General features: G+C 39.5%; 12 protein-coding genes. 4 read left to right on the forward strand and 8 right to left on the reverse strand.

Annotated features, from left to right (window positions below; all coding sequences use genetic code 11):
- Positions 1 to 160 precede the first annotated feature (160 nt).
- Positions 161 to 1015 (reverse strand): LysR family transcriptional regulator, encoded by an 855-nt coding sequence (locus BTO11_RS02865; RefSeq protein ID WP_105051168.1) that lies wholly within the window; start codon positions 1013 to 1015, stop codon positions 161 to 163.
- 84 nt (positions 1016 to 1099) lie between these two features.
- Here BTO11_RS02865 and BTO11_RS02870 point away from each other — a divergent pair, with 84 nt between their 5' ends.
- Positions 1100 to 1336, forward strand: a complete 237-nt coding sequence (locus BTO11_RS02870) for a DUF2798 domain-containing protein (RefSeq protein ID WP_105051169.1) — start codon at positions 1100 to 1102, stop codon at positions 1334 to 1336.
- On the forward strand, positions 1329 to 1613 hold the full coding sequence (locus BTO11_RS02875) for a putative quinol monooxygenase (RefSeq protein WP_105051170.1): 285 nt from the start codon (positions 1329 to 1331) through the stop codon (positions 1611 to 1613). The genes BTO11_RS02870 and BTO11_RS02875 overlap by 8 nt, the downstream gene beginning before the upstream one ends.
- Positions 1614 to 1680: 67 nt before the next feature.
- Here the strand turns inward: BTO11_RS02875 and ilvA are convergent, their stop codons facing one another.
- Entirely contained in the window at positions 1681 to 3231 is a 1551-nt protein-coding gene (ilvA, locus tag BTO11_RS02880) for a threonine ammonia-lyase, biosynthetic (protein WP_105051171.1), read from the reverse strand.
- A 122-nt stretch (positions 3232 to 3353) separates the two neighbouring features.
- On the reverse strand, positions 3354 to 5207 hold the full coding sequence (ilvD, locus tag BTO11_RS02885) for a dihydroxy-acid dehydratase (RefSeq protein ID WP_105051172.1): 1854 nt from the start codon (positions 5205 to 5207) through the stop codon (positions 3354 to 3356).
- A 207-nt stretch (positions 5208 to 5414) separates the two neighbouring features.
- Between ilvD and BTO11_RS16440 the strand changes: the two genes are divergently transcribed.
- Positions 5415 to 5582, forward strand: coding sequence for a hypothetical protein (locus BTO11_RS16440; RefSeq protein ID WP_181135824.1), 168 nt, complete (start codon positions 5415 to 5417; stop codon positions 5580 to 5582).
- A gap of 5 nt (positions 5583 to 5587) precedes the next feature.
- Here the strand turns inward: BTO11_RS16440 and BTO11_RS02890 are convergent, their stop codons facing one another.
- The 4 genes from BTO11_RS02890 to ilvC all read right to left on the reverse strand — a co-directional run bounded on the left by BTO11_RS02890 (position 5588) and on the right by ilvC (position 10450).
- Positions 5588 to 6520: a branched-chain amino acid transaminase gene (locus tag BTO11_RS02890; RefSeq protein ID WP_105051173.1), complete on the reverse strand. Its 933-nt coding sequence runs from the start codon at positions 6518 to 6520 to the stop codon at positions 5588 to 5590.
- A 21-nt stretch (positions 6521 to 6541) separates the two neighbouring features.
- Positions 6542 to 6889: an ACT domain-containing protein gene (locus BTO11_RS02895; protein WP_105051174.1), complete on the reverse strand. Its 348-nt coding sequence runs from the start codon at positions 6887 to 6889 to the stop codon at positions 6542 to 6544.
- Between the two features lie 9 nt (positions 6890 to 6898).
- Positions 6899 to 8623 carry an acetolactate synthase 2 catalytic subunit gene (gene ilvG / locus BTO11_RS02900; protein WP_105051175.1) on the reverse strand — a complete coding sequence of 575 codons (1725 nt, stop codon included), beginning with the start codon at positions 8621 to 8623 and terminating at the stop codon, positions 6899 to 6901.
- Between the two features lie 345 nt (positions 8624 to 8968).
- Entirely contained in the window at positions 8969 to 10450 is a 1482-nt protein-coding gene (gene ilvC / locus BTO11_RS02905) for a ketol-acid reductoisomerase (protein WP_105051176.1), read from the reverse strand.
- A 165-nt stretch (positions 10451 to 10615) separates the two neighbouring features.
- On the opposite strand from ilvC, the gene ilvY reads away from it, so the two are divergent.
- Positions 10616 to 11491: an HTH-type transcriptional activator IlvY gene (ilvY, locus tag BTO11_RS02910; RefSeq protein ID WP_105051177.1), complete on the forward strand. Its 876-nt coding sequence runs from the start codon at positions 10616 to 10618 to the stop codon at positions 11489 to 11491.
- Positions 11492 to 11535: 44 nt separating this feature from the next.
- On the opposite strand, the gene BTO11_RS02915 is transcribed toward ilvY, so the two are convergent.
- The gene (locus tag BTO11_RS02915) at positions 11536 to 12417 is read right to left on the reverse strand and encodes a TraB/GumN family protein (RefSeq protein WP_105051178.1); all 882 of its coding nucleotides are present in this window, start codon (positions 12415 to 12417) and stop codon (positions 11536 to 11538) included.
- Positions 12418 to 12430: the final 13 nt, after the last annotated feature.

Genomic DNA, 12430 nt, shown 5'->3' on the forward strand with positions numbered 1-12430 from the left:
TTGATTTGAATTCAAGTAACACACATTGATGTTTTACCCGTATTTTTTGGGTTATAACAGCTCTTGTTATAACAAGCAGCTTATAATTACCACTGCAACAATACTTTTTAAACTTTAATATTCAATAAGATAAAACCTTAACTTTCACTTTATTTTGTGATCACAAGTTCACTACTTTTCCTTGTAAGGCAGGTATATTCTGAACACATTGCTCTATCGAATTAATTAAAAACGATGCCAATTCTGTTGGTTTGGGTTTATTCGGCCACAACACATAAACTGGACGGGTAAAAATAATTGAAGATTCATATTGAAATTGTTCTTGAAAACTTTGTTGTAACTCATTTACCTCAGTCATTGGTAACAAGCCAACTCCCGCGCCAGATGTCACTAACTTACGCACTAAAGTTATGTCATTCACTATACTTTTTTGCTCGTACTGTTTTTCTATTTGGCTAAATTCAATGCCATGTAATTGCGAGTCTGAGTAAGGGACAATCAACCTATTTTTGTTACTGCAATTAATTTTAGAAACAAGACAAACCGCTACTTCTGCAATACGTTTTTGATAAAAGCTAGAGTCTTTTTGTTGACCCAAGCGCACCGCTAAATCAAACGACGTTTGGCTCAATAAAACATTACTATTAGCAGCTTCAATCACCATATTCACATTGCTTTTCTCTAGAGCAAACTTTTCAATGGCTGGATAAAGAAGCCCCATCATTAAATTTTGAGGACAGTGAAGTACAAATGAAGCACTGTCTTGTTGTCGGCTTTGTGTGACGGCTGAGTGTAAATCCAGTGTTGTTTCTGCAAGTTGATCAAATAAACCTTTACCAAAACTGGTTAGTGTGACTCCTCTAGCTGAACGAATAAATAAAGGATTTCCTAGTTGATCTTCCAGCGCTTTAATACGCTTTGACAGTGTTGGTGCACTAATATTAAGTGCCAAAGCCGTTTTTGCGTAACTGCCACGGCGTGCTACTTCAATAAATAATAGAAAATCATCCAGCATGTAAATTCCTGCAATCTTAGTGTTCTAAATCTGACATAGTCAGACGAAAGATATCCTCATAATATACAAAACGAGGAGAAAATTATGACTAAATTTGTTTTTACTGCCCTGTTTTCATGTTGTTTGTCTTGCATCATGTCGGCATGGGTTACTTACATAAATATTGGGCTTACCAATGACTTCATTAGCAGATGGGCTGTTGCTTTTATAAATGCGTGGCCAGCTGCTTTTATTGCTGCTTATTTACTTAACGCCAACGTTATGAGGGTAACGTTATTTTTAATCAATACATTTTCAAAAGGAAAAAATATAAATGATTAACATTGTTGCTTTTATTACCCCAAAACCTGAGTTTTACCAACAGTGCCGTCAAAAAATTAAAGATGTGGTACCCATTACCAGAGCCGAAGATGGTTGTATTCGTTTTGAAATATATGAAGATGACAGCACCAAACAGCTTGTCTTCGTAGAAACGTTCTCAGATCAACAAGCATTAGACGAGCATTACGCTAAACCTTACGTTTTACCAATTTTTGAATTTTATAAAGTGGCATTACAAAGAGAGCCTGAAATTCATAAATTGAGCTTAATTAGTTAGTAATTACTTAAAAAAGGTCAGTGATTAATTCACTGACCTTTTAATAAACTCAAGTAATAAGTAACCACTAACTACTTTGTAGAAACAGCTTAAAGCTTGGGTTTTCGGTTTCGTCTTTCCAGTTAAAGCCAAGTTCATCTAAGTGTTGTTGCAGTTTTTCATCGTCTGCTTTTGTGGTTTCAAAAGCGGCTAGTACTTGGCCAAATGCGGCGCCGTGGTTACGGTAATGAAATAATGTTATGTTCCAGTTTTGCCCTAACGTATTTAAAAACTTAGACAAGGCTCCTGGGTATTCTGGGAATTCAAAGCTGAATATTCGCTCATTTACCGCTTCAATTGGTTTGCCGCCGACCATGTGGCGTACGTGTAATTTTGCCAGTTCGTTGTCGGTTAAGTTGATCACCTGATAACCGGCGTTTGTGAGCTGTTGGATGATCTGATCCAATTCTTCTTGGCCGTTAGTTAACTTCACACCAACAAAAATTTGCGCTTGGCTTTTGTCTTGAAAACGATAGTTAAACTCTGTGATGGCTTTGCCGCCGATTACGTCACAAAACTCAATAAAGGCACCTTGGCGCTCTGGGATAGTCACGGCTATTACTGCTTCTTTTTTCTCGCCTAGCTCGGTTCTTTCTGCCACGTAACGTAACTTGTCAAAGTTAAGGTTAGCGCCTGACAATACACAGGATAAACGTTTACCTGTGATGCCATTTTGTTTTACGTATTTTTTTAATCCAGCCAAGCTTAATGCGCCAGCTGGCTCGGCAACTGCACGTAAATCGTCGAACAAATCTTTTATCGCCGCACACATTTCATCTGAATTGACTGTAACCACTTCATCACAATATTGTTGTGCCAGCTCAAAGGTTTTTTCACCAATGCGTTTAACTGCAACACCGTCAGCAAAAATATCAACTTGCTCTAAATCTACAGGTTTGCCCGCTTCAAGTGCCGCTTTTAAACAAGCTGCACCTTCTGGCTCTACACCAATGACGTTGATTTCTGGCTTAAGTTGTTTGATATAAACCGCCATGCCCGCAAGCAAACCACCACCGCCTACAGGAATAAAAATAGCGTCTAAGTCTCTGACTTGTTGCAATAGCTCTTTGGCTACTGTGCCTTGTCCGGCAATAACATAATGATCGTCAAATGGGTGGATGTAACTCATTGACTTCTCTGTCGCTAAGTTAAGAGCAAACTTATTGGCTTCATCAAAACTTTTGCCTACTAACACCACATTAGCACCGTGACCACGTACCGCATTTACTTTAATCTCTGGTGTGGTTTCTGGCATCACAATAGTGGCGTTTACCCCTAATGTTTTTGCTGACAAGGCTAAACCTTGTGCATGATTCCCCGCTGACGCCGCAACGACACCGCAATCCAGTTGTGCTTGGGTTAAATGCGCTAACTTGTTATAAGCACCACGGAGTTTGAAAGAATGCACGGGCTGCTCGTCTTCGCGTTTTACAAAAACGTCGTTTTGTAATCTGGCAGACATGCTTTTTAATCTATCGACATTAGTTTGAACCGCAATATCATAAATAGGAGCCAACAAAATATCGTGAACAAATCCCTGTGCTATTTTCAGTTTATTTAGTTGGTCTGTTGGTGACATAGTCATTCTCTTTTTGTCTTATTTTATAAACATTTGAGTTCATAATCTGAACTCAAATAATTCGTTATATATTGATGCTAATGCCATTTAAAACCTTGGCATTATCAAAAGCTTGGCCGCGATTAAAAGTTATCTAATAACTCTCGGTTACGCACTGCACCTTTGTCAGCACTGGTTGCTAACATTGCATAGTTTTTAAGGGCGTAGCTAATTGGACGTACACGATTAACTGGTTTCCAGGCATCTTTTCCTTTGGCTTCCATCGCTTTACGGCGAGTTGCAAGTTCAGCTTCCGATACTTGTAATGTAATTTCACGCGTAGGGATATCAATATGGATAATATCGCCTTGCTCTACTAGGGCAATAGTACCGCCACTTCCCGCTTCTGGAGATACGTGACCAATGGATAAACCAGATGTTCCGCCAGAGAAACGACCGTCAGTCAATAACGCACAAGCTTTACCTAATCCCATAGATTTTAAATAGGTCGTTGGGTACAACATTTCTTGCATACCCGGGCCGCCTTTAGGGCCTTCATAACGGATAACAACCACTTCACCGGCAACAACTTTACCATCCAAAATACCTGCAACGGCATCATCTTGGCTTTCAAATATATGCGCAGGGCCGGTAAATACTAAGTTGTCGTCAGACACACCTGCCGTTTTAACAACACAACCATCAAGGGCAATATTGCCAGAAAGTACCGCTAAGCCACCTTCTAGAGAAAACGCATTTTCAATACTACGAATACAACCGTTTTCACGGTCATCATCCAATGTATCCCAGCGGCAATCTTGACTAAAGGCTTTAGTGGTACGAATACCAGCAGGGCCTGCACGGTAGAATTTTTTAACGTCTTCGTCGTCGGTTACTTTTATATCGTACTTAGCAATCACATCTGCCAGGGTTGTACCTAATACATTTGGCACGTCGGTTTTAAGTAAACCGGCGCGAGAAAGCTCACCTAAAATAGCAATAACACCACCAGCACGATGAACATCTTCCATGTGATATTTTGGCGTTGACGGCGCAACTTTACATAATTGCGGGACTATTCTAGATAACTTGTCCATGTCTTCCATGGTGTAGTCTATGTCAGCTTCTTGTGCAGTTGCTAATAAATGTAAGATGGTATTAGTTGACCCACCCATAGCAATGTCTAAGCACATAGCATTAGAGAATGAATCTTTGTTAGCAATATTGCGCGGCAGTGCAGACTCGTCGTTATCTTGATAATAACGTTTAGTTAGCTCAACGATTTGCTTGCCCGCTTGTAAGAATAATTGTTCACGGTCAGCATGCGTTGCCAACATAGAACCATTGCCCGGAAGTGCCAAACCTAATGCTTCTGCTAAACAGTTCATTGAGTTTGCTGTGAACATACCAGAACATGAGCCACATGTTGGACAAGCAGAACGTTCTACTTGGTCTGATTGTTCGTTTGATACTTTTGGATCTGCACCTTGGATCATGGCATCAACCAAATCTAGTTTGATGATTTGATCAGAAAGCTTAGTTTTACCCGCTTCCATTGGGCCACCAGATACAAAAATAACCGGAATATTTAAGCGCATCGCTGCCATTAACATGCCCGGAGTGATTTTGTCACAGTTTGAAATACACACCATGGCATCGGCACAATGCGCATTAACCATGTATTCAACCGAGTCTGCAATTAAGTCGCGCGACGGTAAGCTATAAAGCATGCCGCTATGACCCATAGCAATACCATCATCTACTGCGATAGTATTAAATTCTTTTGCCACGCCACCAGCGTCTTCAATAGCGCCTGCCACTAATTGCCCCATATCTTTTAAATGCACATGCCCCGGTACAAACTGAGTAAACGAGTTAACGACGGCAATAATAGGTTTACCAAAATCTCCGTCTGTCATTCCGGTTGCTCGCCATAAAGCGCGAGCGCCAGCCATATTGCGACCTTGTGTAGACGTTGCTGAACGTAATTTTGGCATCCTAAAATTTCCTTTATCTAATCTTAAATTTATTATTGATCAATTTTTGAGAGGCATAAAAAAAGCCCCTGATCTCTTTGTATTTTTAATAATTTACAAAGAACAACAGAAGCTTTTATCTTTCTATTTTATGAAGACGCTTAATTACTAATATCTGCCGTTGTATAACGCCAGAACAAAGAGAAAACACGGAGTTTGCTTTAGCAAATGAGTATTTTCGATGCAGCACTGATGCTATACAGCAAAGAGTCCATAGTTATAATTGCTGATATCTGTAGCTGTATAACGCCAGAACAAAGAGAAAACACGGAGTTTGCTTTAGCAAATGAGTATTTTCGATGCCGTTATGGCGTTCTACAGCAAAGAGATAAGTAATTAAGTTATTTTACTGGCGTTAACCAGTTATGCTTATCTTCTGTTGTTCCGTTAAACAAACCAAAGAATACATCTTGGATTTGTTTAGTGATTGGTCCACGTTTGCCTGAACCAACTGGTATTCCGTCTACGCTGCGAACAGGTGTTATTTCTGCTGCAGTTCCGCACATTAATACTTCGTCCGCTAGGTACAAAGCTTCACGTGGGATATTTTGTTCTTTTACTGTGTAACCTAAATCTTTTAATAATTTGATAATAGTGTCACGGGTTAAGCCAGGTAAAATTGCCGCTGAAATTGGTGTTGTTGTTATTATGCCGTCACGGATAATAAATAAATTTTCACCAGCGCCTTCTGATACATAACCGTGGATATCAAGTGCAATACCTTCACCGTAACCGTGGCGACGAGCTTCCATAGAAATTAGTTGTGAAGACAAGTAGTTACCACCAGCTTTTGCGCCAGTAGGCATAGTATTAGCAGCTAAACGATTCCAGCTTGAAACACCGGCATCAACACCGTTTTCTAGTGCTTCTTCACCTAAGTATGCGCCCCATTCCATTGCAGCAACCATAACGTCAGTTTCTGTGTTAAATGGAACGGCTAGTCCTAAACCAATTTCGCCATAAAATGCTGCTGGGCGTAAGTATGCTGATTTAAAACCATTTTCTACTACTACGTCTTTTTGCGCTTGGTTTAGTTGCTCTGGTGTAAATGGAATTGCCATACGATAGATTTTGGCAGAATCATATAAACGGCGAGTGTGATCGTCTAAGCGGAAAATACAGGTTCCTTTATCTGGTGTATCGTAGGCACGAACACCTTCAAATACTGATGAACCATAATGAATTGCATGGCTAAGCACATGAACTTTTGCGTCTGCAAAAGGAATTAATTTACCGTTAAACCAAATTGTTTCTGCTGATGATGGAAGTGCCATTGTTATTTTTCCTCTGCGAGCCTAACCAACTGCTTGTTGTTGGGCTGAGTTGCCTATAAAGGGATTATTCATGCTAGAAAACCCCATTTCTAATAAAGTCGCCAATTTTGCCTTATCGTCGGTCAAATAGCACTGTTGAACATCAATTAACGTTTCTAAACTTTTCTTAAGAGTTGTCAGCTTTGCTTGACCTTTTACTAAAAAGTTCACTTCTGTGTCACCATTATCTAAGTCGTTTGAACTCATGTTCAGTACTTGAAAACCACGATAACGAACAATTTGTAATAGACGTTCCAACAAAATTGAATTGCTCGTACAGATTAACGATAAGTGGGCTACTGGTGTTTCGTTGTGTTTATTGTTTGTCATAATTTATTCCTAACCCACATCTTCAATTGGTTGATTCTCTGCTGATCCATTACCGATCATATCTTGATTAGCCGCACCTGGTGGTACTAAAGGCCATACATTATCTTGTGCATCAATTTTAACATGCAAGATAAACGCCCCATCAAACTCAACAAACTCTTTTATTGCTTGTTCAACTTCACTTGTCTTAGAGATCATTTTACCCGGTATATCAAACGCAGACGCTAACTTTACAAAGTCTGGATTGTCAGACAAATCGGTTTCGCTTAAACGTTTATCAAAAAACAGTTCTTGCCACTGCTTCACCATACCGAGCTTGGCATTGTCTATAAGTAAAATTTTAACGCCTAAATTAAAACGTTTAATTGTCCCTAGCTCTTGGATATTCATCATGATTGAGCCATCACCACAAACGGCGATAACTTGATCGTTTGGTCGTGCTACTTTGGCACCAACAGCAACTGGCAAACCAAATCCCATAGTACCTGCGCCGCCTGAGCTTAAATGATTTTTTGAGCTATCAAACTTCATGTGCTGTGCCACCCACATTTGGTGTTGGCCCACATCACAAGTGATCACAGTGGAACTTGGCATAACATTGGATAATTGATTTAACAAAGCCGGAGCGTATATACCTTGAGCGGGACAGTCGTACTGCCATTGATGCTGCTGTTTTAACTTGGCACATTCGTCGCGCCATGCTTGCCATTGCTGTTTATCATTAGAGTCTATTAATGAGAACTGCTGCTCTAACGCTGGCAATGCTGCTTCTAGTCCGCAAGTAATCGCTAACTCAACTTGGCGTAATTTATTTAATTCTGAGTTATCTACATCTATATGCAGTACTTTTGCTTTGGCGGCAAAGGTAGATAACTTGCCAGTAACTCGGTCATCAAAACGCGCACCTAAGGCAATCAATAAGTCACATTCTTGTACCGCTAAATTAGCAGCACCATTACCATGCATGCCTAACATTCCCATAAAGTGTGGGTAGCTAGATTTTATAGCGCCTATGCCTTTTAGCGTAGTAACGGCGGGTAATTGAGTATGTGATAACAATGCATTTAACTGCCTAGATACTTTTGCCATGTCTACGCCACCACCTATATAAAAAATAGGTTTCTTGGCATTTAAAATTAATGACTTGGCTAATTCAATTTGATCTAGCGTGATAGGTTGTACTTGCGGCGTAGGCAAATTAAGCGGCATTTGTTTAATAACGGCATTCATTTGTACGTCTTTAGGGATATCAATCAACACTGGACCTGGGCGGCCTTCATTGGCAATACGAAATGCTTGATTAATTGTATCTTCCAACTCCGACTGATCCATTACCTGAAAGCTATGTTTGCAGCTCGCTAACGACAAACCAAATACATCCACTTCTTGGAACGCATTAGTGCCCATAAGTGGTCTTGGTACTTGACCCGTAATGGCAACAACTGGAACTGAGTCTAATTTAGCATCGGCTAAAGCCGTAATTAAGTTTGTTGCACCAGGCCCTGATGTAGCAATACAGACTCCAGTTTTCCCAGTAGAACGAGCAAAACCAACAGCTGCAAAACCGGCACCTTGTTCGTGGCGGCACAAATAGTGTTTGATAGGGACATTACGTTCGTAGCTGCGGAATAGGGCATCATAGACCGGCATTATGGTTCCACCTGGATAACCAAACACCTCAGTAGCCCCTTGCTTATAAAGGGTATCTATAATTAAATCTGCGCCTATTTTCATCGTCGTTCCAACCGTTAGTTTGCATACCAATTTTGGTATTGTCTAACCCGGTTATAAGTTCAGGCGTAGTAACAAAAAACCCCGAACTTGGTAGCCGGGGTTTTGAACATTTTGAATTTAGCTCAACAAAAACCCCGACGTGAAATAATCACGACGACGTTAATAATTAGAAGAGATAAGTTTAAATTCATAATGCCAATAATTAGTAGTTTGTTACTTCGTCATTCATTAAAATTGAACAATGAAGAAAGTGTTATTCATTAATACTTGTTGAGCGATTTTATGTCAATCAATAAGCTAAATAACACTTAGTCCATTTAGTTATAATAAAATTACTTTCAGCTATTAAACTGTTTGGATCTTTTTCATGTCCGTCATGTAGCCACGTAACTCTTGTCCAGTCCATTCAACTGGGTGATTACGTAATGCGTCATTAATTTCCACTAATAACTTGTTATCAACCGCATTGTCTTCAACTGTTATGCCTTTACCTATGTATTCGGTAGTGATGCTTGGCATTACTTTTTCACGTAACAATGGAATTGCTGCGTTCGCAAATAAGTAGTTACCATATTCAGCAGTGTCTGAAATAACTACGTTCATTTCGTATAAACGTTTACGAGCAATGGTATTAGAGATTAATGGCGTTTCATGCAGAGACTCGTAATATGCCGATTCTGGTAAAATGCCAGACTCAACCATCACTTCAAATGCCAATTCAACACCCGCTCTGATACAAGCAACTAAGAAGATACCCTTGTCGAAAAACTCTTGTTCTGTAATTGTATTAGGAACCTGAGGAGATTGCTCAAACGCAGTCTGGCCTGTTTCTTCACGCCATCTTAATAAGTTAGCGTCGTTGTTGTCCCAATCTGCCATCATAGTTTTAGAAAATTCACCGCTGATGATGTCATCTTGATGTTTTTCAAATAATGGACGCATTAATTCTTTTAATTCTTCAGAAAGACCAAAGGCTTTTACTTTAGCTTGGTTAGACAAGCGGTCTAACATGTGGCTTACACCACCTACTTTCATCGCTTCTGTAATAACTTCTAAACCGTATTGGATTAAGTTAGCTGCGTAACCGGCATCAATACCTTCTGCAACCATCTTTTCATAAGCAACTACTGCAGCAGCTTGTTGCATACCACATAAAATTGTTTGTTCGCCCATAAGATCAGACTTAACTTCAGCAACAAATGAAGACTCAAGAACACCCGCTCTATCGCCACCCGTTGCAGATGCTAATGCTTTTGCAATATCCCAACCTTTATCTTCTGGGTCGTTTGCAGCATGAACCGCGATTAGTGTTGGCACACCAAATCCACGTTTGTATTCTTCACGTACTTCAGTACCTGGACATTTTGGTGCACACATCACAACAGTGATGTCTTCACGTATTTGCTTGCCTTCTTCAACGATATTAAAACCGTGTGAATAACCTAAAGTAGACCCTTTTTGCATTAATGGCATAACTGCATCAACAACTGCTGAATGCTGTTTGTCTGGCGTTAAGTTATAAACCAAATCTGCAGAAGGGATTAAATCTTGGTAAGTGCCAACCACAAAACCATTTTCTGATGCACGTAAAAATGAGTCACGTTTTTCATCAATAGCGGCTTGGCGTAATGCGTAAGATACATCTAAACCAGAATCGCGCATGTTTAAACCTTGGTTTAAACCCTGAGCGCCACAACCAACAATGACAATCTTTTTCCCTTTTAGGACTTCACATCCTGCGTCAAATTCTTCGCGTTCCATAAAACGACAAACGCCTAATTGAGCTAGTTGCTCACGTAAAGGTAAAGTATTGAAATAATTAGCCATGGGTATTCCTTAATATTTGCGCTATTCGCAAGAGTTTTTCTGTTGAACTGACTATATGTGTTATCAATAATTGCGTAAATTGATATATACTCAACCTTGTATTGCAATTAATGAAAGCTCAAAAAATATAAGAGCGGATCAAAGCTTAGGAAACGTTAACTCGTCATGGACTTAAAAGAACTAAAAGCGTTTTTACACTTATGCCAAAGTAAACATTTTGCCACTACTGCAGAGGCGATGTACTTAAGCCCATCTACATTAAGTCGACTTGTTCAGCGTTTGGAAGTAGAGATTGGCGAGCCTTTGTTTATTCGTGATAACAGAAAGGTTGAATTGACTCAGGCGGGTATTAAAACTCGTGAGTTTGCAGCCTCTACAATTACGGAATGGCATAACTTACAGCAAGATTTAAAACAAAAGAGTGAACAACTTAACGGTAGCCTTAGAATATTCTGCACCGTGACGGCTGCTTATGAGTTTTTACCCCCTCTTATCGAGAAGTTTTCTGCTTTACATCCCTCGGTCGATTTAAAGATCATTACCGGTAATGCTTCAAAAGCACTGCCGTCAATTGATAACAACGAAGTTGATGTTGCGATTGCCTCGTTAAATGATGTTCATTCAAGCAAATATTTTTTCCAGTCGTTAGCCGAAATATCACTAAAAATAATTGGTCCTAACGATAACAGTGAGCTGTCTTTGTTATGTCAAAATCCTCAAGTGAACTGGAACGAATTACCAGTAGTGATGCCTGAGTCTGGGCCAATTAGACACAAGTTTGAGAAGTGGTTAAAGTCCATGTCTATTAAACCAAATATTTATGCCAGTGTTGCAGGTCATGAGGCTTTGGTTAGTATGGCGGCTCTAGGCTGTGGCATTACCATAGCGCCACAGTTAGTCATTGATGCCAGTCCGGTTAAAAACAAGATTTTGATATTAAAACCGAATATTAATCCTGAACCGTTTAACCTTGGTATTTGTTGTCAGAGCAGCAAAAAGGCAGATCCAATTGTCTCTGCCTTTATTTTATCTTCACAGTAGAAGATTGTTATCCGCTATTTATATAGACCAGGTAGTTAACTGGTTTATTTAGCTTTCGCTTTAATTAGCTCAAATTTCTCTGGCATTAAACTTGGTAATCCGTCTTCACCGGCGAAGTGTAACGCGCCAACCGCTAAGAATACCTTTTGTTTTGCAAACATAGATTCTAACGGCGTTAACCATTTATGATTACGCTCTACAATTAACACTTCCTCAGCGGCTTCATCAAATTTACTTGTACCTAGTGTTTCTTTATAAATATTTTCAAAAGCTTGTAAGTCAGAATTTATCCAGGCTGTGATCATTTGCTTTGGTAAGTCTGAATATTGTTCAATTTCTTTTAACGTATCTAAGATTAAATCGTCACCTGTGAACTCTGGATATTTATCCGTTATTGCATTAAAAAAACTCATTTGCTCAGCATACGTTTCTAATCCAATTACTTTCTTACCTTGCTTCAGAGCATACTCTTGCACTTGTTTATCAATGCCATATTCTTCTTTTAACTCTAGTTTTGCATAAGCCATTTGCACCATAGCTAACCCAACTAGCCAAGGTTTAAAGTTTGCCAAGGTTTCGATACTCAAGTCGTTATCCACTAAATACTCTCGAGCTTTTTCGTATACAGCAGGAGATAGCACATGACTTAATCTTTTCCCTTGCGGCAAAGTTGCAGCTTGTAATAATAACCTTTGTTGTTCTTCCATACTCACTAACGATACGTCAGTTTCAATAACCACAACATCAACACTGTCTATTGCTGCTTTAATGGAATCTGGCAGGGTAGATAAACGCTCATCCCCTAAGTGAATGGTGCCTAACATCCAATCATCACCACCTGATTTTTTATTACTCCATAATAAATCTGCATGGGCTTGGTTGATTGTTAAAACCAATAAAACCAAAGTACTTAAAATTGAGCGCATAACTTATATCCTT

Origin of the sequence: Psychrosphaera saromensis, assembly GCF_002954545.1 — a bacterium.
GTDB lineage: Bacteria > Pseudomonadota > Gammaproteobacteria > Enterobacterales > Alteromonadaceae > Psychrosphaera > Psychrosphaera saromensis.